At 55.4% G+C, this 21,854-nt stretch carries 20 protein-coding genes and 3 pseudogenes; 8 read left to right on the forward strand and 15 right to left on the reverse strand.

The genetic code is table 11. From position 1 onward, the window contains the following. Positions 1 to 107 precede the first annotated feature (107 nt). Positions 108 to 446, forward strand: a complete 339-nt coding sequence (locus AAYR33_09270) for a hypothetical protein (GenBank protein ID XAO71156.1) — start codon at positions 108 to 110, stop codon at positions 444 to 446. 63 nt (positions 447 to 509) lie between these two features. Here AAYR33_09270 and AAYR33_09275 read toward each other — a convergent pair whose 3' ends face one another. The 9 genes and pseudogenes from AAYR33_09275 to AAYR33_09315 all read right to left on the reverse strand — a co-directional run bounded on the left by AAYR33_09275 (position 510) and on the right by AAYR33_09315 (position 7,832). Continuing rightward, the gene (locus tag AAYR33_09275; protein XAO71157.1) at positions 510 to 929 is read right to left on the reverse strand and encodes a hypothetical protein; all 420 of its coding nucleotides are present in this window, start codon (positions 927 to 929) and stop codon (positions 510 to 512) included. 154 nt (positions 930 to 1,083) lie between these two features. Beyond that, positions 1,084 to 1,431, reverse strand: a complete 348-nt coding sequence (locus tag AAYR33_09280) for an aldehyde dehydrogenase family protein (protein XAO71158.1) — start codon at positions 1,429 to 1,431, stop codon at positions 1,084 to 1,086. 19 nt (positions 1,432 to 1,450) lie between these two features. Beyond that, complete coding sequence (locus AAYR33_09285) at positions 1,451 to 3,028, reverse strand: proline dehydrogenase family protein (protein ID XAO71159.1); 1,578 nt, start codon at positions 3,026 to 3,028, stop codon at positions 1,451 to 1,453. 128 nt (positions 3,029 to 3,156) lie between these two features. Beyond that, complete coding sequence (locus AAYR33_09290; GenBank protein ID XAO71160.1) at positions 3,157 to 3,582, reverse strand: hypothetical protein; 426 nt, start codon at positions 3,580 to 3,582, stop codon at positions 3,157 to 3,159. A gap of 392 nt (positions 3,583 to 3,974) precedes the next feature. After that, positions 3,975 to 5,078, reverse strand: a complete 1,104-nt coding sequence (fbaA, locus tag AAYR33_09295) for a class II fructose-bisphosphate aldolase (GenBank protein XAO71161.1) — start codon at positions 5,076 to 5,078, stop codon at positions 3,975 to 3,977. Positions 5,079 to 5,400: 322 nt separating this feature from the next. Next, entirely contained in the window at positions 5,401 to 5,565 is a 165-nt protein-coding gene (locus tag AAYR33_09300; protein XAO71162.1) for a hypothetical protein, read from the reverse strand. A gap of 634 nt (positions 5,566 to 6,199) precedes the next feature. Beyond that, positions 6,200 to 6,781 (reverse strand): hypothetical protein, encoded by a 582-nt coding sequence (locus AAYR33_09305; GenBank protein ID XAO71163.1) that lies wholly within the window; start codon positions 6,779 to 6,781, stop codon positions 6,200 to 6,202. 27 nt (positions 6,782 to 6,808) lie between these two features. Further along, positions 6,809 to 7,251 (reverse strand): annotated as a pseudogene (locus AAYR33_09310) (Hint domain-containing protein). Beyond that, positions 7,239 to 7,832 (reverse strand): hypothetical protein, encoded by a 594-nt coding sequence (locus AAYR33_09315; GenBank protein XAO71164.1) that lies wholly within the window; start codon positions 7,830 to 7,832, stop codon positions 7,239 to 7,241. The pseudogene AAYR33_09310 and the gene AAYR33_09315 overlap by 13 nt, the downstream one beginning before the upstream one ends. A 576-nt stretch (positions 7,833 to 8,408) precedes the next feature. Between AAYR33_09315 and AAYR33_09320 the strand changes: the two genes are divergently transcribed. Beyond that, positions 8,409 to 9,113 (forward strand): HAD family phosphatase, encoded by a 705-nt coding sequence (locus AAYR33_09320; GenBank protein ID XAO71165.1) that lies wholly within the window; start codon positions 8,409 to 8,411, stop codon positions 9,111 to 9,113. Positions 9,114 to 9,154: 41 nt separating this feature from the next. Here the strand turns inward: AAYR33_09320 and AAYR33_09325 are convergent, their stop codons facing one another. Next, a complete protein-coding gene (locus AAYR33_09325) occupies positions 9,155 to 10,654 on the reverse strand; it encodes a mannitol dehydrogenase family protein (protein XAO71166.1) in 1,500 nt (499 codons plus the stop codon). 429 nt (positions 10,655 to 11,083) lie between these two features. Beyond that, positions 11,084 to 12,574: a type I glutamate--ammonia ligase gene (gene glnA / locus AAYR33_09330; protein XAO71167.1), complete on the reverse strand. Its 1,491-nt coding sequence runs from the start codon at positions 12,572 to 12,574 to the stop codon at positions 11,084 to 11,086. Between the two features lie 311 nt (positions 12,575 to 12,885). Between glnA and AAYR33_09335 the strand changes: the two genes are divergently transcribed. The 3 genes and pseudogenes from AAYR33_09335 to AAYR33_09345 all read left to right on the forward strand — a co-directional run bounded on the left by AAYR33_09335 (position 12,886) and on the right by AAYR33_09345 (position 14,596). Continuing rightward, the gene (locus AAYR33_09335) at positions 12,886 to 13,107 is read left to right on the forward strand and encodes a hypothetical protein (protein ID XAO71168.1); all 222 of its coding nucleotides are present in this window, start codon (positions 12,886 to 12,888) and stop codon (positions 13,105 to 13,107) included. A 127-nt stretch (positions 13,108 to 13,234) separates the two neighbouring features. After that, on the forward strand, positions 13,235 to 13,495 hold the full coding sequence (locus tag AAYR33_09340) for a cytochrome c (protein XAO71169.1): 261 nt from the start codon (positions 13,235 to 13,237) through the stop codon (positions 13,493 to 13,495). A 177-nt stretch (positions 13,496 to 13,672) separates the two neighbouring features. Beyond that, positions 13,673 to 14,596, forward strand: a pseudogene (locus AAYR33_09345) (bile acid:sodium symporter family protein). 5 nt (positions 14,597 to 14,601) lie between these two features. Here the strand turns inward: AAYR33_09345 and trpA are convergent. The 4 genes from trpA to AAYR33_09365 all read right to left on the reverse strand — a co-directional run bounded on the left by trpA (position 14,602) and on the right by AAYR33_09365 (position 19,490). After that, positions 14,602 to 15,447 carry a tryptophan synthase subunit alpha gene (gene trpA / locus AAYR33_09350; protein XAO71170.1) on the reverse strand — a complete coding sequence of 282 codons (846 nt, stop codon included), beginning with the start codon at positions 15,445 to 15,447 and terminating at the stop codon, positions 14,602 to 14,604. Next, positions 15,444 to 16,667: a tryptophan synthase subunit beta gene (gene trpB / locus AAYR33_09355; protein XAO71171.1), complete on the reverse strand. Its 1,224-nt coding sequence runs from the start codon at positions 16,665 to 16,667 to the stop codon at positions 15,444 to 15,446. The genes trpA and trpB overlap by 4 nt, the downstream gene beginning before the upstream one ends. A 145-nt stretch (positions 16,668 to 16,812) precedes the next feature. Continuing rightward, positions 16,813 to 18,675 carry a molecular chaperone HtpG gene (gene htpG, locus AAYR33_09360; GenBank protein ID XAO71172.1) on the reverse strand — a complete coding sequence of 621 codons (1,863 nt, stop codon included), beginning with the start codon at positions 18,673 to 18,675 and terminating at the stop codon, positions 16,813 to 16,815. Positions 18,676 to 18,818: 143 nt separating this feature from the next. Further along, positions 18,819 to 19,490, reverse strand: a complete 672-nt coding sequence (locus tag AAYR33_09365; protein XAO71173.1) for an HAD-IA family hydrolase — start codon at positions 19,488 to 19,490, stop codon at positions 18,819 to 18,821. A gap of 289 nt (positions 19,491 to 19,779) precedes the next feature. On the opposite strand from AAYR33_09365, the pseudogene AAYR33_09370 reads away from it, so the two are divergent. From AAYR33_09370 to AAYR33_09380, 3 genes and pseudogenes are all read left to right on the forward strand, one after another. Then, positions 19,780 to 20,576, forward strand: a pseudogene (locus AAYR33_09370) (outer membrane beta-barrel protein). A 320-nt stretch (positions 20,577 to 20,896) separates the two neighbouring features. Beyond that, the gene (locus tag AAYR33_09375) at positions 20,897 to 21,073 is read left to right on the forward strand and encodes a hypothetical protein (GenBank protein ID XAO71174.1); all 177 of its coding nucleotides are present in this window, start codon (positions 20,897 to 20,899) and stop codon (positions 21,071 to 21,073) included. Positions 21,074 to 21,113: 40 nt separating this feature from the next. Next, a complete protein-coding gene (locus tag AAYR33_09380) occupies positions 21,114 to 21,656 on the forward strand; it encodes a TonB-dependent receptor plug domain-containing protein (protein XAO71175.1) in 543 nt (180 codons plus the stop codon). Positions 21,657 to 21,854 lie beyond the last annotated feature (198 nt).

The following is a 21,854-nucleotide window of genomic DNA, read 5'->3' on the forward strand; positions in this document are numbered from 1 at the left end:
ATGTGGAGAAATCAGGCTATGACGATGCTATGAGGATGCAGGTAGGCAAACTCACGATAACCTTCGATTGTGGCATCGATAAGACAGAAAGGATTTAAAATCAGAGCATGACGGACTACAGCGAAATCAATGGTGCCGATGCTGATGGCGCAATACCCGAGTCCATCATCGCTGAATGTCGCAACACCCTGACGACGATCAATAATCATATCACCCGCGATGAAATCGGGCTACACAATGTCCGCCGCGTTGTTTTCGCTGTGCGGGACGGGGAAGCTCTGCTGGCATGTCAAACTGTCCTGGCAGGCTGGTTTGACGGCATCAGCCCCATCATGACATTGCGCGTTCAACCCCGATTTCGCCTGAAAGGCCAGCGTCTCTCTCTTTCCGTCACGCTAGAGGAAGCTGATGCGCTCATGCCGGTTTATGATGATGAAGAGCTGTAACCAACGCGACGTCGCCAGATAGCGGCGGGAATTACCCGCCGCGCCATGATTCAGGGCCGCGCCTTATGATGCGAGTGACATCAGCGCGACGTCGCCCCCCAATGCGGCGGTATTATCCGTCACGACTTTTTCCCCCACCAGCCATTCCGGGCGCGCCCATTCCATTGCCGAGTCCGAGGCAAGGACGAGGGCAAGATTGCCAGTGCTTAAAGCAAGCCCGATCGCGTAAATAATATTCGGCCAGCTTTCCGCCACACATAGGACACGCCCCCGCGGTGTCAGCATGTGAATATTCGTCTCGCCGACAGGGCTCGGTAGATCCCTCGAGGCGCCGCACAAAGTCGTCATGATCAAAGGGCGGATCCGCCGTGCGGAGGGCTGATCCCGGGATTCCAGATGTGTCAGGAAGCCGCGCGCGGCGGCTGGCGCGGCCCCGCCGGCCATGTGAGCGGGCGTGTCACCGGAAAGGCCGAGCCGTGGCACGAGGAGCGGCCCCCGCCTTCGGCCTCGTGCCGGAAAGGCCCTTCCCACCGAAAGGCTGGGAGTCGACCGTTGCGCCAATAATATTGCGATTAACGTAAATATTGCCAGCATGACTGCGCAATGTTGCATGTTGGATTGTCGATTTGACACGGCTCTAAATGTCGAACGTTAAAGCATATCCCGTCGCATTGACGGCATCAATGACGCTCGATAATTCCTGACGCTCAAACCGTCGCATATGGAGGACCGGACCGAAAACCTCCTGGCCGATATCTGCAACGCGGCCGACTTCGATAATCGTGGGAGGGACAAACCAGCCCACCTGCTGCACCAGCCCGTTTTTCGGCTGCCAGATCTCACGTCCGGCGTCACGCATGGCGGCGATGTGATCCTCAATACGTGTCCTGGCTTCCTCCGACATGACGGGGCCAATGTCCGTGCTAAGCTGGCTCGGACCGCCAACCGAGATCTCGTCCAATGCGCCTTTCAGCATGTCGATCACGTGGTCCGCGCAATCAATCCTACACCAGCAGGACGCGAAGGGCGGAGCAGCGTTGACCGGCACTGTCGAAAGCCGAGGCGATGATGTCCGTGACAGCCTGCTCGGGCAATGAGGAGCTGTCGACCAGCACGGCATTCTGACCGCCTGTTTCGGCGATGAAGGAAACGGACTGGCCCGTGCGCCCGCGTCGACCCAGAAGGACGCCACTGATTAGTTTCCCGACTTTGGTTGAGCCGGTAAACATCACGCCGTCAATGCGTTTATCGGCCACAAGTGCGGCGCCGACATCGCTATCTCCCGGCAGAAGCTGCAAAGCCGGGACGGGTACGCCACTTTCATGGAAGAGACGGACAGCTATAGCGGCGATGAGGGGTGTTTCCTCAGCGGGCTTGGCGATAACGGCATTACCGGCGGCCAATGAGGCTGCGATCTGCCCCGTAAAAATCGCGAGAGGGAAATTCCAGGGGGAAATGCAGAGGATGATACCTAGCGGGGTAATCGTCGCCTCTGAATCCTTCATAGCGACCTGCGCGCCGTAATAACGCAGGAAGTCCACCGCCTCCCTGACTTCACCGACGGCATTGGCGTAAGTTTTGCCGACTTCCCGCACCAGAAGGGCGATCAGTTCGATCATATGTGTTTCGAGGGCGTCGGCGCACTTATCGAGAATGTCACGCCGTGCCGCCGGCGTCATATTGCGCCACGTTTCTTCCTGATCCGCATTTTCGAGCGCCTTTTCCATCGCGGCGTCCGAAGCGTAGGTGACCTGCCCCACAATGTCGCGGTGATCGGCGGGGTTGATCACGTGACGTGTCGCATCCCCTGACGCATCAAAATGCGCGATGAGAGGGCGGCTGTCATAGGCGCGCTCAATCTCGCGCAAGGATTTATCGAGTGTTTCCAACATACACTCATCTGTCAGGTCCAGACCGTGGGAATTTCGACGTGACGGGCCGAAAATCTTTTCAGGGGGGCGGATGTCAGCATGAGGCGCACCGAGCGGTGACACTTTCCGGGCGAGCGAGACGGGGTCTCGGATCAGCTCATCAAGCGATATTTCAGGGTTGGCGGCCTGATTGACGAAAGACGAATTCGCGCCATTTTCAAGCAGGCGCCGCACGAGATAGCAGAGGAGCGCGCGGTGCGCGCCGACAGGGGCGTAGATGCGGCACGGCGTCGCCAATTGCGGATAGATTTCCTCCTTCGCCGCTAGAAGCCGACAGGCGCAGGCGAGGTAACTGACATCCGTATGGCACTTCCGGGTGAAAACGGGAAAATCATCGACGCCCTCCACCTGGGTGCGCTTGATTTCCGTATCCCAATAAGCGCCTTTCACGAGACGGACCATCAGGCGATGCTTCGTCTGTCGCGCAAGTTCGATCAGATAATCGACGACATGGCTGGCGCGTTTGCCGTAAGCCTGCACCACGAAGCCAATGCCATTCCACCGCGCAAGTTCAGGCATGTGACACAGGGCTTCGAGGAGATCGAGCGACAGGTCAAGGCGGTCACTCTCCTCCACATCAATATTGAGGTCAATATTGTGACGTCGCGCCTGCGCGGCGAGCGCTTTGAGGCGCGGGAGCAGTTCCCCCATTACCCGGGCTTTTTGCGCGCGCATAACGGGGATGCAATGCGGAAAGTTTGATGGATATTCCCGGCCGGGCATAAAGTGAGGCGCCTTGGGCCTGTTGGCCGATAGCGTCAATCGCGGCACTGTAATCGTCAAAATAGCGTACGGCCGTCCTCGGATGTTAACGCCGCTTCACTCAACATGTCATAGGAGTAAGTGTAACCGCGCGTCTCGGGCTCACGACTGCTTTGCAGCGCCTGAGCAATGGTCTGACCAAGCACGAATTGCCCGCCCATCCGGCCGATCGCGCGCTCAATACCCAACCGCATGAAAGGGGCGCTGCCCCGCGCGAGAAGGCCCGTCGGGTCCCGGTGCAAGCGCGCCGCGGCGGTCATCGCCAAAGCGGCGGCATTAACCGTTAAAGGTTGCTTCCGCCCGACAAAACTCTGCCAATCATTATTGCCGACCTGGTCCCGGATCAGCACATCTTTCGTGGCAGCATCGGGAATGCGCAATATCGCCTCGGCAAGGCGCATCAGGGCCAGGCCTTCCGGAGATGACAGGGAGAACCGCTGCATAATGGCTTCGACACCGCTACTGCCTGCACGTTTACGCTGCTGGCCCGCCAGGAAACGCGCCGTTACAGATACGAAAAAGGTGCAGTATCTCCGTATAAAAAATTTTTCTGAAAATTCCGCTTGCCATGGACAAGACTGACTAATCTCCCGCCTTTGACCGCATCGGACAGAATTTCGCAACATTTTGAGAAAAGCAGACGCCCAAAAAGTCTTTTTAAGAAACTTGTTACGAAGTCTTAGTGCTTCGATAAGAAATGCTGTCGGCTCGCTAAGCCCGCTCTAATAAGATGAAGCTGCCGGCAAAAATTTGCGAGAAAAAGGTTTTTTAAAACCAAAGCAAAACGGCCCGTCATAATCATATGACAGGCCGTCAGATTGTTCCGGGTCCGGGTTCAGGCGGTGATTGAGCGCCCTTTGGAGCCGAGATCCTGGAAGCTCTCATTGAGACGGTCGATGATCGCTTTCTCACCCTCTCTCAGCCATTTACGAGGGTCGTAAAATTTTTTGTAAGACTCATCCGTCGTAGGGTCGATCTGGTAGCGAAAAGCTTTATCGTGAGAGAAAACGAAATGGCCGATACCATGCGCGAATGCGAACTGCACATCCGTATCGATGTTCATTTTAAAGACTCTATAAGAGACTGCCGCTGAGATTTTATCTTTCTCGGAGCCCAAACCCCCATGGAAGACAAGGCTTAGCGGCTTGTCGGGCAGACCCTTTGCCTTCGCCATATATTGCTGGGAATGCAGCAGGATTTCAGGGCGCAACTGTACATTGCCCGGTTTGTAGACGTCGTGCAACATTACCGAAAGAGGCGCAATGGTGATGTGACCCAAGGGTGAGAGCATATCCCAGGCTTTGAGGACATCCTCCGGCTGCGTGTAAAGATGCGCGTTATCAGCGTGATCCTCAAGATCATGACCGACGCCATCTTCCTCACCGCCTGTCACGCCGAGTTCGAATTCCAGGCTGATGCCGAGGCGCGCCATGCGCGGCAGGAGCCGTGCGCATTCATGTAAATTATCCTTAAGCGGTTCGGCGGAGAGGTCAATCATGTGAGATGAGAAGAGGGGTGGGCGTCCGGCGGCGACTTCCTTCTCACTGACATCCAGCAGGCCCTCCACCCATGGAATGAGCTTTCGGTTGGCGTGGTCCGTATGCAGAATGACGCAGATGCCATATTCTTTCGCGAGGCTGTGGACATGGCGCGCCATGGAAGCCGCACCAAGGATGCGGGTCTTGCCGGCGTCCGCAAGCCCTTCCCCCGCGAAAAAACGCGCGCCGCCATTCGAACACTGAATAATAATGTCGGAGCGATTGGCGGCGGCTTCGAGAACAGCGTTGACACTATTCGTGCCAACAACATTGACGGCAGGTAAGGCGTAACCGCCCGCTTTGCACGCTTCAATGAGTGCGCGGTAATCTTCGCCCGTGACGACACCCGGCTTCAACGTCCGGGACTGATGAGTTGTGGAAGGCGAGATGTCGGAAACCATAGTTGAACTCTATAAATTTATGATGAACTGGGAGGGAATATAACAAAATTTATGATGATTTTGCTACCCCACGTGATCGTTTTACATCGTGACGCCGGGTGAAAGCCGATCACATTTGATGTGAGCGTTCTTCCCAAAGCGTCATAACCAAGCGTTTTCTTGGAAGGTGAAAGTTGTATACGGGGGTGGGATTTATAAATCCTCACTCGGGCCCGCCTGGCGAAGCGCAGGAAGCGCCATGGGGAGTACGCGTGGCGGGCGCATCAAAAAACGAAGAATTTTTTGCGGGCGGGGATTGTCAAAGCGGTGCCGCGCGCAGCGATCATTCCCTCTGCGCGTAATCTTCAGGCGGGGACGCGACTTCCCTATAGGTCAGCTGCTCGTAATACGAGTAGATTTCCTCAATCAGGCTTTCCGCCTCGTTACGGTGACCCTCCTTTGCGAGGCGATTGGCCGATGCGATCAACGTTTTGATCTCTACTTTCATTGCGAAAAGGCTCCTTTGTCAGCCCATCCGTTTACAAACCTGGCAAGCAAATCCGGCGGAATACCGCTTTAAACATTACACCCAGTGTGCGCCATTGGAAGATTGCTTTTGTCAAAAATTTGAAACGTGTAGCCGCCTGAAGTCAATTTATACATTAAAAGCAATCAATAAACCTTAATAAACGGGCCACGTCACGCAGATTTATGCGTAAAAACCCTTCCTCCTTACGGATGAGCGCCTTTCAGGACCGAACGCCGTCCCTGAAAATTATCCAACCGTCAGAGCGCCAATATCATCACGCATCTGAGGATGAGGCCGCCAACAGTCAACACTGCCCGGGCCAATCTCAAATTAATTGCGTTTTGAGAAGGCTGAAAAACCTAGCAAATAATGCGCCGAAAAGAAACCCGCTTCTCCCCCTGCCTCATCTTGATAAATCAACACTCCCCGGCGCTTAGAGACAATGGGCGTCCGGTGACGTGGGGTCACTGACAATCAACGTGATGAAATCTCGACGCACGGCGCGGACTCCCTATTGTCCCAGGCGCGTCAATGAGTGTCGACGCAAACACCCCTCACGAAACCTTGTGAAATCGGGTCTGTGAGGGGCGACGACGTTCGATTATACCCTATCTCACAAAGCGGGCTGCAAAACGCTATCAGCTTTCGTCAAACCCTCCAGGATCGATTTCGGCATGATATACTCTGGGCGCGGCGACAGGCGGTGCAATCCGGTTGACAAAATCTTGATCGCAAGCACGTTGTCATGCGCGTCTGTCACATCATCAAGGATAATTTCTGCGCGTCCACTCGTCCAGCGACATGGATGGCTTTCGGTCGAGGACCACCCTTTGAGTCTTTCATCTGTCAGGTGTTCGGTCACCTCTCTGTGTCCGGAAGGCTTTTCAATGACGATCTCCCCGACAAGCACGCCGAGAAGGCGGCGGTCATCAATATAGGGACCTAAAGCGTCACAAGGCCGGGTCACGCGTGATGTCAGGTAAAGTTGCGACAGCCCTGCAGGGAAGCTGTAACGATACCATCCGTTCCTGATCTCGCGCAAAATGAGGCGCTCACCGTCAACCGTCTCGACGTTCAGGTCCGGATCTTCAGTCAAGTTGACACCCGCTGTGAGGGCGGATGCGTCGGAAGGGTCTATCTGGTCGGCACGCTCATTGAGCGTCTCATAGATATCGCGGACAAATTCCGGCGTCACACAAAGGGGGGCGGCACTGTCAAGGCCTCATTGCTTGGTGCCGTCGGCGGCCACTACATTATCGGCCCAGTTTTGTTCAGAAAATTGATGACGCAAACCATTATCGAGATAGGTTTCCGTCGCAGCACCGCTGACATGAACGATACTGTGCCGGGCCGTTTCAAAATGGTAGTAATCATACGATTCAATGCTGTGATCATAGGCGATGGTGCGACCATTCACCAACATGCGCACGGGGACGAAATATCCCGAAAAAACAGGGTATGTTCCGATGTCACAGCGAGGTCCCGGTATGGCACATTTTCGGCAAGCGCATCGGCTTTGATGCGGACAGGGAAGCCGGACCTGTCGTCATCGAGCATCCGATTTACTCTGAGATGCGATTTGCCTGTCCAAATAACGGGTTGTACGGTTTTTACGCCAAAGGCGTCACGCGAGATCACCTCATCGCCGACTTTTAGTTCCTGCACTGGCTTTTTGCACCTGTCGACGTCTCCACCATCGCGTCAGCGAGATAACAAACGGGTGTAAAACCCTCCGTAACTGGGAGTGTCGTCATCAGCGAGTCCGGCGTCGAGCTGATATAGAGATTCTTGCCATCCGTAGCTTGAAAAAGATGATTGTCTGTGACGTCATTGACAAAGTTGCCATTTAATAAAAGCGACAAACCATTATCAAAAGTGACCTTCGTGAAGAAGAGAAGGTATTTTTCCACCTTCGTGACAGAAGTTGCCCCCTCAATTTCAATGACGGAATTTGGCTGATCGAAGCCTTCAATGGCATTGAAATTGATTTTGTTGGCGCCGTCGCCGCCGACGCCAAGTCGGAGAGTTCCTCCGCCATCGCCAAAGGAGAGCTTCGAGTTCTCTAAAGCGCTGACAATAGTCGAGCCATGAATGGCAGTGATATTAGGTGTGCCGCCATTCTTGACGACGTATTTGGCTTGCGTAAAGGCGCCGATCGAGGCACCATTGACATCCAGCGTTCCGCCGTCAGCGATCAGCGTGCTGCCCGCAATCACTGATATCGCGCCATTTTCAGTGTCGCCCACCGTTACTGTGGCGCCAGCTTGCGACGTGATTTTGTAAGATACGATGATATTCGCCGCCAGTTTGGGCGGTGTGATCGTTGCCGGGACGTTGGGGCCTGTTACGACGGCCTCTGCCGGGCCACTTCCTGAAGGACTGGGAGGAAGGTAGATCAGTGGATATAAGATCCGCTCTTCGTGATAACATTGCCCGTGCCCTGATAATTATGTTTATCAAAAAATGGTCTCATACAACTTGCGTGGCCGTCACTTTATAATCGTCGTCCATCTTGCATTTAAAAGAACCGGGTCGATAACCGCTTAAAAAACTCTCAAATCAGACGGACTGCCGGAAGCGGTCCACGTTCCTTTCTTATCTTAAAAACTAAAATCATTGTTGATACGCGCATCAGTGATCCGCTCTGACCATCGACACGCCCTGAGAACTGTTTATCTAATTATAACAAAATATTACAATTTCAATACGGTTCTACGCTCAAGTCTGATTGAACGGCCTTTTGCGTGAACGCTGCCGACGCGTCTCGGGCTTGCGTGCATGAGGGCAGGCTGTATGCTCAGCGCGGCAAAAGGGAGTAGTCGATGTCAGCGAAGGATCACCCAACGTCCGGAGAAAAGCCGCAGCTCGGTCCGATTAAAGGCGTTATTTTCGACATGGATGGCCTGTTGCTGGACAGTGAAAATCTGGCGATGGAAGCGTTGATCGAGTCGGGTCGTGCGCTCGACTATGAAATATCCATGGCATTCTGCCGCCGGATGATTGGCGTGCCTGCCGATGGATGCCGCACTTTGGTGCGGGAGACATTCGGGGAAAGCTTCCCGAGTGACGCGTTTTTCGAGGGGCAGGAAATCGCCCTGCGGCAATTGGTCGATGCCGGGAAGCTGACGGTAAAGGAGGGCGTCGTCCCCTTGCTTGATCTTCTCGACACGCTGCATCTGCCGCGCGCCATTGCGACCTCCTCCAGCCGTGTGCGCACGGATCATCACCTGAATCTCGTCGGGCTTTTTGACAGGTTTGATGCGATCGTGACGCGTGACGACGTTCATCGCGGCAAACCTGATCCTGAACCTTATCTCAAAGCGGCGGAAGCCATCAAAGTCGCACCATCCCTCTGCCTTGCGCTGGAGGATTCCCATACCGGTGCCCGCGCGGCCCATGCAGCCAGTATCCGCGTCATCGTTGTGCCCGACCTGCTGCAACCGACGGATGATGTGCGTGCGAAAGCCTGGGCCGTTGTCGAAAGCCTTCATGAAGTCGCGGCGTTTATCCGCCGGAGCACCTCGTAAGCCTGACGTCTGGCAGATGCCCGTTTGACATGGGCGCGCTCTCAGGGAACGGCTAAAGATTCGTCCTTGAGCGTGGCCCGCAAAACATTTTTCATGTTCTGCTCGGAAATGCGCTTGAGCATCTCGGCGATATCGGCAACATATTTGTTATGATCGGGGAGGCTGGGGCCGAAAACCTCCTCCATCGCCAGAAAAGCCTCGGCCTGCGCCGCGTGATGATCCCGACATTCGGCGCAGATCTTCTTCAGCATGGCCGCGCGAGGGTCTTCCAGCGAGATCTCCAACACTTCCTTCTCATGCAGGGCGAACCAGCGAATCCAGCTTGCAATCAGAAGGACGGCGCCAGTCACGTCGCGTCCCGCCGAGATATTCTCCCGCATGGGGCGAATAACGCGGGCCGCCATTTTCGCCGAACCATTGCGACCGATACGCTCGGCTTCATGCACAATGGCGGGGTTTTTCAGGCGAGACATCAGCTCATCCGTGTAATCATCAAGCTCCTTCTCCTGAAGATGGAGCCCGGCTGTCTGCTCGAAGCGCATAAAGCGTCGCGCCAACGGTCCTAATACCGGGTCGGACGCGGCCTCGGCGATGGTCTCCCGCCCGGTGAGCTGCCCGACATAGGCCAGCAACATGTGACTGCCATTCAGCATCTGGAGCTTGGCGCGCTCAAACATATCGACGTCATGGACAAAGCGTGTGCCATGATGCGCTTCCCAGAAGGGCCGAGGCCCATCGAAATGCTGGATGATCCACTGAAACCAGGGTTCGGCGGAAACCGGGATCTCATCATCAATCCCGCCCAGTAGGCGACTGGCGTCGGCAATATCCCCCTCATGCGGCGTTGGCACGATACGATCGACCATCGTATCCGGAAATTGGACATGCCCCGCGATCCATTTTGCGAGCGCGCCCCGCCCCTCTGCCTCAGCGAAAGCCATGACGGCAGCGCGCAATGTCACGCCATTATGGCTGAGATTGTCACAACATATGATGACGGGCGGGGAGGTGCCTCTTTGTCTGACCCTCTCAAGGCCACGTGCCAGGAAAGCGACGGCCGTGACGGAAGAGGGATTATTGAAATCATTCCGTATAAGCGGATCCGTGACATCAAGTTGTCCATCGGCGGAAAGGTGGTAGCCCGTGGCCGTTATCGTCAGGGTCACGATTTTTGTGGTGGGGGATGCGATGCGTTCAATGAGGCGGTCCGGCCGGTCAGCGGCGCAGAATACCTTATGCAGGCTGCCAATGACGGAAGCGGTTGTGCCCGAGCGTTCCCGCGTGAGGAGGGTATAAAGATTATCCTGTTGCGCCAATTGCGTCACGAGGTCCGGACGGCGCATGGTTGCGGACGCGATGCCCCAATGATGGCCTTCCGCACCCATTTCATTGAGGGCGGCCTGGGTTGCGACGGCCTGATGTGCCCGATGAAAATTACCGCAACCGAGATGAACAATTCCGGACCGAAGTAATTTCACGTCATAATGCGGGCGATAGATAGAATGCGGAAGCGTGCTCAATACGTCGCGGGACAACCTCAATGTCGAACCTCCTCTTCAAATGGACGCCGGACCCGTGAAGCCGACGCGTTCAAATCCGTCATCATGCTTGGTGAGAGGTCGCAAATATCTCCACGGAACGAATGAAAATCTTACTTATTTGGAAAATCTGAAGTGCGACGATAATTTATTCAAACCGGGATCATACGGGTGATGAGAATAAATCGCAATTCAAACGGGACGTGCGATTGGACGGCGTCAAGAAGGTATCCTGGGTCCAGATATACGCGCAAATTCAACGATCTGCGCGCTGAGCCGCCATCAATTATTTGGTTGTATTATGCGTACTGTATCGGACGCATCTTTGTAAGATGATCAGCCCGTCACTCAAATTATTCGTTCCAAATCGTCTCGAAGTTCAGGGGGCGGATCCGACAAAAACCCGGCGCGAGGGCCGGGTTTTGAGAGGTTTTACACTGAATAATACATCTCAAACTCGATCGGATGAGGCGCATGTTCAAATTTGTGAACCTCGTTCCATTTCAGCGCGATGTGGCTGTCGATCTGATCTTTCGAGAAGACATCGCCCTGGAGGAGGAATTCATGGTCGCTTTCAAGTGACTCAAGAGCCTCCCGAAGAGAGCCGCAAACTGTCGGGATCTGCGCAAGCTCCTCCTTCGGCAGCTCGTAAAGATCTTTGTCATTGGCTTCACCCGGGTGAATCTTGTTCCGGATACCATCAAGCCCCGCCATCAACATGGCAGCGAAGGCCAGGTAGGGATTAGCCGTCGGATCAGGGAAACGCACTTCAACACGCTTGGCTTTCGGGCCGATACTGTGCGGGATACGGCAGGAGGCGGAACGATTGGCAGCGGAATAAGCCAGAAGCACCGGCGCCTCGAAACCCGGAATCAGGCGCTTGTAAGAGTTGGTTGACGGGTTGGTGAAAGCATTAAGCGCCTTCGCATGTTTGATAATGCCGCCGATATAATAAAGTGCTTCCTTCGATAAGTCCGCATATTCCTGTCCGGCAAAAAGCGGCTTCCCATCCTTCCAGACAGATTGATGGACATGCATCCCGGAGCCATTATCGCCCGCGATCGGCTTCGGCATGAAAGTCGCCGTTTTCCCGTAGGAATGCGCGACATTATGCACGCAATATTTGTAGATCTGCATATAGTCAGCCGCCTGGACCAATGTCGCAAACTTGGTGCCGAGTTCATGCTGGGACTGGGCGACTTCATGATGGTGCTTTTCAACCGACAGCCCCATCTCACTCATGGTGGAGAGCATCTCGGCACGCAGGTCGCACTCACTATCCACCGGAGCAACCGGGAAGTAACCGCCTTTAACACCCGGGCGGTGCCCCATATTTCCTTCCGGGAAGTCCTTCATCGACGCGTCAGGCCCCTCGATACTATCAAGGCGATAGGACGCGTAATTAGGGCCTGTGCCGAATTTGACATTGTCGAAGATGAAGAATTCAGCCTCCGGCCCGAAACTCGCCGAGTCACCCAAACCGGATGATTTGAGATAAGCCTCCGCCGCCTTCGCGATGGAGCGTGGATCCCGATTGTAGAATTCCTTCGTGCCGGGATCGACAACGTCACAAATAAGGATCAATTGCGGCTTGGCGGAAAACGGGTCCAGGACTGCGGTTGTGGGGTCCGGCAACAAAACCATGTCGGATTTATTAATGGTCTTCCATCCCGCGATGGATGAGCCATCAAACATGAAGCCATCAATGAAGGCGCTTTTATCGATTGTTGTGTGCCACTGCGTCGTGTGCTGCCACTTGCCTTTCGGGTCCGTGAAGCGCAGATCAACCAATTCAATCGAATGATCGCGCATTAAATCAAAAACGCGTTCGACGGCGGCCTTATCCGGGGAAGCGAGCTTGCGCCACTCCTGACTTGCGGAAGCAACCGTCTTGGATGCCGTCGAAGAAGCTTTCTTTGCCATGGATCGATACCTGTCCCTGCCTATAAATCCGAGCTTGCCAATAAAAATTTTGATTAGGCTCTTCATCCCGTCATGTCGAGGCTTCACGGGGTTTTAAGTATCAATAATTTGGGAAATCTGGAGTAAGTTATTGTTATATAATAGTTTTTCCTTTCCGAAGCCAAAATGAACAACTGCGTTTTCCCGCGCTTAAATTTCAACAGAACGCATCTTGAGGGGTTTGGGCGCCGGATTCATGCAGGGCGCAGCTGAACTTGGTTTCAGGCCGGGACCCGCTTATATCGTGAAAACAGCATGATAGTTTCCGCTTCATGCAGAAAGGCGACCTGCGCGCGATTGCGCGATATCTCAAGACCGCGCCGCCGATGCGTGATCCCGGGCAGAAAAAACCAGCTTATGCGTTCCAAAACCCGCGTCGCGTCGATATCGGCATTCTGGACCGCGCGGAGAATCGTTCACCCAGTTCGATGGAAAATGGCAAAATCGTGATTGGTGAGCGTTTGTATGTGGGCGCATGCGCGTCCTGCCATTAATTACAGGTAGGGCGCGGAAGATCAATTTTACCCTTCCCTGACATCCAATACGGCGACGGGCAGCCCATACCCGAATAATCTCGTCCTCGCCATTCTCAAAGGCGTTCACCGTCGGACAAATACCGGCATGGTGTTCATGCCCGCATTTGAGGACCAGTTGGACGATGTCCAGATCGTCGTTGTTGCGGATTACGTTTTGGAGCATTTCGGCAATCCGTCAGTGCGGGTGACGCCTACCGATGTTAAACGCCTGCGTCACGCCGATGTCGGCTTCTGGACGGTGCGGCTGATCTCCAACATCATCTTCGGAACAGTTATCATTGTCGGGCTGGTCATTCTGGTCCTGATGATTTCCCTGTTCCGTCGGTGTCGGCGTCGCCAGCGGTAAAAATCCTTCCGGTCGCGGGGTGGCAGCAATATCGGGCTGCCACCCCGCCGCTGCGGTTGATACGCCTCAAAGGCTGCACTTGCTGGATCTGAGCTTCCTGCTTCGGCCAGCCCCTGCTGCTTTTCCAAAAAAATAACATCCTGTCGCGATCATAATACGACCCGACCTGACCCATTCCTGCTCGCGCTTATCGCCGCGGTCCTTCTCGCCACGTTTGTCCTCAGTGCGGGCCATGTGGCGGCAATCCTCAATGTGATCGTCACCATCATGATCGGGGTCATGTTCTTCCTGCAAGGGGCGCGTCTCGAGCCTGCTTCCGTCATCGCGAATGCGAGAGGCTGGCGCCTTCAGGGCACTATGCTGACCTGCACCTTCGTCATCTTCCCGGCTTTGGGATTGGGTGTGTAGTCCCTGATGCCACATCTTTTCAGCGATGATTTATGGCGCGGCATGATGTTTCTCTGCTGTCTGCCATCAACCGTTCAGTCTTCCATCGCGCTGACGTCCATCGCCCGTGGCAACGTGGCCGCGGGCGATTTGTGGCGCGACCCTATCAAACATGTTGGTATTTTTATAACACCGATCCTGGTCGGACCGCTTGTCCAGAAGGGGCAGATATTTTCACTCCATGCCATGATCGGCGTGGCGACACAGCTTCTGCTTCCGTTTCTCGTCAGGCAGTTATTGCATCACCGGATCGGGGGGTGGGCGTTGCGCCATAAGCGCCTGCTTTCCTTTACCGATCGCGGCTCCGTGATTCTTGTTGTTTACACAGCCTTCAGCCATGCAGTTGTTGAGGGCATATGGCACCGCGTTTCCCTGGCCGATATGATCGTGATCGTCGTCGCGTGCTTCCTGTTACTGGTGCTTGTGCTGTTACTGACATGGGGACTGGGTCGCAATATGCATCTGACCTTTGAAAGCACGATCGCCCTGATGTTTTGCAGCCCCAAAAAGTCGCTGGCGTCCGGGGCGCCGATGGCCAATATTCTGTTTACACCGGCGCATGTGGGTATTGTCGTGCTGCCTCTGATGCTCTTTCATCAGATCCAACTTTTCACCTGCACGCTTTTGGCCCGGAAATTTGCCCGGCGCAGTTAGGCTGGTTAAGTCTCAGCCACGGTCAACGCTGCTTTTGCACTTTGATGCACGGCCTCGGAAATCGCTTTCAGCTGCTTTAATATGGAAGGGAGCGTCCGCACCGTCGCACGTCCATCCTGCAATGTTTCATCCAACGTTGTGATGAGGGAGGACGCGACAATAACTGCATCACCTGACTGCACAGCAATTGCCGCCTGGGCGGGCGTGCGAATGCCGAACCCGATCGCGATTGGCAACGGGCTTACGGCACGGATACGCGGCAGCGCAGCCGCCAACTCTTCATGGGATGCCGTGCGTGTACCTGTAACGCCTGTGATGCTGACATAATATAGAAAGCCGGAGGCTTGCGCCGTCAGGAAATGCAAGCGCGAATCAGGCGTATTCGGCGCGATCAGACGGATAATATCCAGCCCGTAACGCTCCGCATATGGCATGATGAAGTCTGCCTCTTCCACCGGCAGATCGACGATGATGAGACCGTCGACGCCGCAGGCCGAGGCATCACGACAAAAAGCTTCCGCGCCATAAGTGTCGATGGGGTTAAGGTAGCCCATGAGGATAATCGGCGTTTCACCATCCTCCTCGCGGAAAATCCGCACCATTTCCAACACACCGCGTAAGGTGGCACCCGCTTTCAGGCCGCGCAACGCGGCTTTCTGAATGGTGGGACCATCCGCGGACGGGTCGGAGAAAGGGGCCCCGATCTCAATCAGGTCCGCACCGTGAGACGGCATGGCCTTCAACAGCGCCAGAGACGTCTCGCGATCCGGGTCAAAAGCCTCTAGATAGGGGATAAGCGTCCCGCGTCCCGCGGCTTTAAGCTGCGCAAACCGTTTTTCGATGCGGCTCACAATTTTGTCCCCAGATGATGTGCCACAGTATCAATATCCTTATCGCCACGCCCGGAAAGATTGAGCACGATAATATCCTTTTCCGACATATGCGGCGCGATCTGCGCAACGTAGGCGAGGCCATGCGCACATTCGAGGGCCGGGATGATGCCCTCCGTGCGTGTCAGAAGTTGGAAGGCCTCAAGGGCCTGTGCATTCGTCACACCCACATATTCCGCGCGTCCCACCTCGTGGAGCCAGGCATGTTCCGGCCCGATGCCCGGGTAATCCAGCCCAGCACTGATGGAATGGGCTTCCAGGATTTGGCCGTTTTCATCCTGAAGCAGGTAGGTCCGGTTGCCATGCAAAACGCCGGAGCGCCCGCGAGAAATGGAGGCCGCAGTCTCACCACTATCCAGGCCGCGCCCTGCCGCTTCGACTCCGATGAGGCGCACATCCTTGTCATCCAGAAAGGGATGGAATATGCCCATTGCGTTTGACCCGCCGCCAATCGCCGCAACGATAATATCCGGCAGGCGTCCTTCAGCCTCTAAAATCTGTTCCTTGGTTTCAACGCCGATGACGGCCTGAAAATCACGCACCATGGCGGGGTAGGGGTGCGGCCCGGCGACCGTCCCGACCAGAAAATACGTGTCAGCAACATGCGCGACCCAATCGCGCATGGCCTCATTCATCGCATCCTTGAGCGTGCCCGCGCCTGCTGTTACCGGCCGCACCTCCGCACCCAGCAGCTTCATGCGAAAGACATTGGGCTTTTGACGCGCCACATCCGTCGCGCCCATGTAAATGGTGCAGGACATGCCGAAAAGCGCACAGACGGTCGCCGTCGCCACACCATGTTGACCTGCGCCCGTTTCCGCAACGATGCGGGTCTTGCCCATGCGGCGGGCCAATAAAATCTGCCCCATCACATTATTGAGCTTGTGGGAGCCCGTGTGATTCAGCTCCTCCCGCTTCAGATAAATTCGCGCGCCACCCAACTCTTCCGAAAGGCGTTTCGCGTGCCAAAGAGGGCTGGGCCGCCCGATATAATGTTTGAAGTAATAATGCAGCTCTTCCCAAAATGTCGGGTCATTTTTTGTCGCCTGATAGGTCGCGTCCAATGCCTGCACGAGGGGCATGAGGGTTTCAGCGACAAACTGCCCGCCAAACGTCCCGAACCGACCGCGATCATCAGGGCCGTTTTTCAAGCTGTTCATGGAGGCGGCTGGCGCTTGCATTGATCAGTCCTTTAAATATCTTGCACCATGATGGGCAGCTTACCAAAGGCAAGCTGGGCCTTTATCGACCCAACTTCACCACCCTGCAAGGCGCTTTCGGTAAGAAGATGGAGAGGAGAACCCCCCATTTTTCACGCTGATGGCTTCAGGCGGAGGCCGAAACCAGCATCGTCGTCAGTTTACGGATAAACGCGGAGGCATCCCCCAGAGGCTCACCCTCATTGACGCGCGCCATATCGAGGAGGACGGCAGCGAAATCCTCAACGGACTCATCGCGATCCGCGCGGGCCGCCAGGTTGCGAATAAGAGCGTGATGGGGGTTGATCTCCAGAATCGGCAATGTGGCGGGCATGGCCTGACCGGATTGCCGCATCAGGCGCCGCATCATCATATCCGGGCCGCCCTCACTGGTGACGACAACGGCACTATCGACAAGTCGGTTCGTGCTTTTGACGTCTTTCACCCGGCCCTCAAGCGCCGCCTTTAGTGCGGGGAGGAGTTTTTCTAGGGAAGCGGCGTCACCCTCCGGCGCCGGTGCCGCGAACTTGTCGAGATCCCCATGAGTCTGGCTGATCGCGCGGAGGGTCTTCTCTTTATAACTGCCGAGACGCTCCGGCCAGAAGCCATCCACCTGGTCAGAAAGCAGCAGGACCTCAATGCCGCGCGCGCGGAATCCTTCAAGCTGCGCTGAATGGGCGAGACTTTCCATATTATCGCCCGTCAGGAAGTAAATATGCTCCTGCCCGTCTTTCATCCGCGCGACATAATCATCCAATGTGGTGGCATCGTCCGAATATGTTGACCGGAACAGGGAGAGAGACGCGATCTCCTGACGATATTCGGCATCCTCCCAGATCCCTTCTTTCAGGACCGGGCCGAAATTCTCCCAGAAATTCGTAAAGCCCTCTTTATCATCCGGCTTTGTGGCGCGCTGCCGGATCTCATTCAGCACGCGTTTGGTCACGGCTTTACGGATGCGCGTCAGGACAGGAGTAGCCTGCAACATCTCGCGTGAGACGTTGAGCGGGAGATCCTCCGTATCCACGACCCCTTTGACAAAGCGCAACCAGGCTGGCAGGAGCCCCGCCTCATCCGTGATGAACATGCGTTTGACATGCAGATTCACTTTGCTTTCACGCGACGATTTCATGAAATCGAAGGGCCGCGTGCCGGGGATGAAGAGGAGCGCGGTAAATTCCGTCGCCCCTTCTGCCGACCAATGCAAAGTCGCGTAAGGTGCGTCAAACTGATGGGCGACGTGCCGGTAGAACTCGGTATATTGCTCTTCCGTGATGTCGGATTTCGACTTGCGCCAAAGGGCCGTCCCTTCATTCGCGTCGGAGGTTTCCTCCCCATCCTGAAGCTTGATCGGCCAGGTAATGTGGTCGGCCCATTTCCGGATGATGCTTTTCAGGCGCCATGCATCAAGAAATTCCGCGGCATCTTCCTTCATATGCAGCACAATGTCCGTGCCCGCCGCCTCACGCGTGGCGGGGGAGATTTCGAAGCTGCCCTTTCCACCCGAGGACCATTGAAAAGCATCCGCCGCACCGGCTTTGCGGGAAATAACATCAACATGGTCCGCGACCATAAACGCGGCGTAGAAACCGACGCCGAACTGCCCGATCAGGCTGGGCCGGTCCTCCGGTTTTGCAGCGCTGAGTTTTTCACCGAAGGCGCGCGTGCCCGAACGTGCGATGGTGCCGAGATTCTGCGCGAGTTCATCATGACTCATCCCCGCACCGACATCGCTGATCGTTAGGAGGCGTTTCTCCTTATCCGGCGCGATACGGATGGACGCACTATCCGGCAGGGCTTCGGATGGCGCCGTCAGCGCTTCAAAGCGGCGTTTATCAAGGGCATCCGCCGCATTCGCCACCAATTCCCGCAAGAATATTTCCCGTTCGGAATAAAGGGCGTGGACGACGAGGTCGAGAAGCCGGCCTACTTCGGCACTGAAAGCGTGCTTTTCAACTCCGGATTTTGTGTCGTGCGGCGTGTCGGTCATGATGTCCTCTTTTAGTCGCGTGGCTATGCACCAGCTTTCATGCGTTATTCTCGCGTCAGGTGGCGTGGCGCAAAGGATTTTTCAAGGTCTGGACAACGACGCAAACGCGGTTTGACAGGTTTTTTCCGTATGATGAGGTCGCTTTACCCGTGATGCAGGATGCGCCAACCATCATGATCATTCCCGTCAATCTTGATGTCGCGGTAATGCATCAGGATTTTATGCGGTGTCTGCATGGGTTTTTCATGCGTGGCACCAATGACGACGACATCTGCGCCACTGGCCTCAGCCGCCTGGATTCCCGCGGGCGCATCTTCAAAAATTAGGCAGTCGCCAGTCCTGACACCTAATCTCTGGGCACCGAGCAGGAAGCAATCCGGCGCCGGTTTGCCGTGTTGGACGTCTTCCGCCGCAATCAGTAAGTCGGGCAGGGGCAGACCCGCGACTTCAATACGCCTGAGGGCCAGGCGGCGTGGCGCCGACGTGACAACGGCCCAGGCGTGGCGCGGCAGGCTCTCGACGAATTCCTTGACCCCGGCAATAGCCTCGACGTCCTCCGTGTCCTCTAATTCCTGCTCCGTGATCCAGTCAGCTTCCTGCTGCGGGTCAATGCCGGGCAGGTTTTGTTCCCAGATGGTCTCACAGGTGCGTTTACCATGGATCGTGGGCAGAAACGCCGCTACATCCAGCCCGTGACGCGCCACCCATCGTCCCCAGACGCGTTCGGCCGCGATGATCGACGTCAGGAGCGTGCCATCCATATCGAATAAAAACCCTCGATAAAGTTTGGGTCCATATAAATTTTCAACGCACATCTTTCTCTCCCCAAAGCTGGTGCGACATGATCTGACCCGGCGCGACCAGCCTGACATGCGGCCATGTTTGCCGGATATTTATCCTTTGTTTTTGCTGAAGTTTCAAATCAGCGTCACGCGCATCGTTAAAATTTCATTTTGATATTGCATCGAATCGCGGGAAATGCATTCTATGAAAATGCCGCGATAATTATCGGGCGCGCTTTTCCGACCATGTGAAGGACCATTTTTTATGAAGTTTTCGGGCGGCCTTAAATATTGCGTTATCGTAACAATAACCTTCCTCAGCATGTTTTCCTTCACCCCGGCCTCCCGAGCCGACATCCATGTTTTTGCGCACGCGCCTAATACATGGCTTCGGGATGTCACTCTTCAGGGCTTGATGGAAGGGGGATCATGGCCAATCCGGCGCGTCCCGCCAACGGCATTAATTTCGGCAATTTCCTCGCGGATCACGCCAATCAGGCCCAGTTGAATCAGGTCAGTTTACGCTGTCCCGCGCCTTGGATGACGCCGTGCAGAAATACCAGATTGGCTTCGTCATTCAGGGCCTTTATGGGTCGGATGCGCGTTACTACCATCTACTCGGCGCGTCGGATCACATGACGTCAGACCGATATCAGCTGATCCCAGCTCAGGCGCATCTAGATATCCATCTTCCATGGGTGACGCCGCACGGGGTCGATCTTAATCTCGGCATTCTTCAGGCCCCGATGGGGGTTGAAGTTCTGGATCCCTCGGCGCGGCCTTTCTATACGCTCGCTTACACATCGCAATATTCCGTGCCGTTTGAGCATCTAGGGGCGATGGCGCATTGGTATGTCACCTCCGATCTCGATATTCATTTCGGGATTGATACGGGCAATCAGTCCACCTGGGGCGCCCGCTGAAACCGCGTCGCCGACAACTTACGGTGCGCTGACCCTCGGCCTGACTTACCGCCCCCCTGTCCTGAAAAATCTGCGTGCCTTCGCTTTGCGACCGGAGATCAGGTTTGACCGCTCCCTGAACGGGACGTCCCCATTCAATGCGGAGCGAAATGTCGGGATGTTCGCCTTTGGCGGCGATGCCGTGATCGGGTTTTGAAAGTGCGGGGAGGTGGCCGTCCGCATGGCAGGTTCGCCACAGTGCTCCGCATTAAACGATATGGGTGAGTTGATCATGTAAAAGCACTGCTGCATAAGTTAGATGTTAACTATCCACTAAACAGAGTCGTGCAATGACCCTCACCGCTTTCCATCGTTCACAAATGCTCTGGCCCCTTATCAGTGTCGTGGTTTGCGATGACCTCGCCCATGCTGAGGGGCGGCCCTCTCCGCGGCCCCGCATCGAGATGATCACCCATCCATGCAGCGCCGGTACCAAGCGGAAAACAAGTCGGCGCCAGCAACGCTGCCCCCGGGAAAATGTCGGCGCTTGAAGCTAAAGGGGAAGAGCGGGCACAGGTCCGGGCGAGGGTATCGCTTGTCGATAATGGTGCGCTTGGCAATCGTCGCATCCTGGATCTGCCTTACTCCGTCACGGTCATCAACGAGGCCAGTCTGCGGAACCGACAGGTCAAAACACTGGGGCGCGTTTTTTGAGAATGATGGATAGGTTGTTCGTCTGGGCGACACTTATTCCATGAACGCCTATTCCCTCAATGTGCGCGGCATCCCGCTTGACGATTATAATGGTTATAAAATCAACGGCACACCGTTTTTCATGACGACGGTTGAACTCCCGGTGGAAAGTTTCGAGTCGATCCAGCTCCTCAAAGGGGCTTCCGGGTTCATGTACGGGTTCAATGCACCTGGCGGGATCGCCAATTTCGTGATGAAGAAGCCGACGGAACGTCGGACCTTGTCAATTGATATCGGCTATAGCGCCAACGCCGTCATGTTGCAGCATCTCGATGTGGGAGGCCGTTTTTTCAGGAATAATATTGTGGGTTACCGCCTCAATCTCACGCATGAGGAGGGGCCGACCTATATCGGGTCCCATCTCAAACGTTATTCCGGCCCTCTCTCCACCGATGTCAGGTTGACGCGCGACCTCACCTGGACGGCAGATGCGCTTTATCAAAGCCGCGTCATTGATCAGGGTATCCAGAATTTCTACACCGCTGATCCGTCATCCTTCGGCAAAGGTCCGCCCCCCCTGCGATCAGTGGACATAAGAATTTAACGGTCAATCCCGGCACGTTTTTCACGTCTCACACGATTTTCCTCGGCACGGGGCTGAAATGGCATATTCGTGACAGCTGGAATCTGCGCACCGATTACAGCCATAGTCGGGATTACCGCCGTTATAAGGGTGAATGGATGCCGCTTCAGGACCGAAGCGGCAATTACGATGCGCTTCTGCGCACCAATCCCGGCAGTT

This window comes from Acetobacteraceae bacterium, assembly GCA_039613835.1.
In the GTDB taxonomy this organism is placed as follows: domain Bacteria; phylum Pseudomonadota; class Alphaproteobacteria; order Acetobacterales; family Acetobacteraceae; genus Sorlinia.

What these genes read in the sequence shown, in the direction of transcription:
- AAYR33_09270 (XAO71156.1), top strand. Translation starts at nt 108, where the DNA reads ATGACGGACTACAGCGAAATCAATGGTGCCGATGCTGATGGCGCAATA.
- AAYR33_09285 (XAO71159.1), bottom strand. Translation starts at nt 3,028, where the DNA reads ATGGGGGAACTGCTCCCGCGCCTCAAAGCGCTCGCCGCGCAGGCGCGA.
- AAYR33_09290 (XAO71160.1), bottom strand. Translation starts at nt 3,582, where the DNA reads ATGCAGCGGTTCTCCCTGTCATCTCCGGAAGGCCTGGCCCTGATGCGC.
- fbaA (XAO71161.1), bottom strand. Translation starts at nt 5,078, where the DNA reads ATGGTTTCCGACATCTCGCCTTCCACAACTCATCAGTCCCGGACGTTG.
- AAYR33_09300 (XAO71162.1), bottom strand. Translation starts at nt 5,565, where the DNA reads ATGAAAGTAGAGATCAAAACGTTGATCGCATCGGCCAATCGCCTCGCA.
- AAYR33_09320 (XAO71165.1), top strand. Translation starts at nt 8,409, where the DNA reads ATGTCAGCGAAGGATCACCCAACGTCCGGAGAAAAGCCGCAGCTCGGT.
- glnA (XAO71167.1), bottom strand. Translation starts at nt 12,574, where the DNA reads ATGGCAAAGAAAGCTTCTTCGACGGCATCCAAGACGGTTGCTTCCGCA.
- AAYR33_09335 (XAO71168.1), top strand. Translation starts at nt 12,886, where the DNA reads ATGCAGAAAGGCGACCTGCGCGCGATTGCGCGATATCTCAAGACCGCG.
- AAYR33_09340 (XAO71169.1), top strand. Translation starts at nt 13,235, where the DNA reads ATGGTGTTCATGCCCGCATTTGAGGACCAGTTGGACGATGTCCAGATC.
- trpB (XAO71171.1), bottom strand. Translation starts at nt 16,667, where the DNA reads ATGCAAGCGCCAGCCGCCTCCATGAACAGCTTGAAAAACGGCCCTGAT.
- htpG (XAO71172.1), bottom strand. Translation starts at nt 18,675, where the DNA reads ATGACCGACACGCCGCACGACACAAAATCCGGAGTTGAAAAGCACGCT.
- AAYR33_09365 (XAO71173.1), bottom strand. Translation starts at nt 19,490, where the DNA reads ATGTGCGTTGAAAATTTATATGGACCCAAACTTTATCGAGGGTTTTTA.
- AAYR33_09375 (XAO71174.1), top strand. Translation starts at nt 20,897, where the DNA reads ATGTCGGCGCTTGAAGCTAAAGGGGAAGAGCGGGCACAGGTCCGGGCG.
- AAYR33_09380 (XAO71175.1), top strand. Translation starts at nt 21,114, where the DNA reads ATGAACGCCTATTCCCTCAATGTGCGCGGCATCCCGCTTGACGATTAT.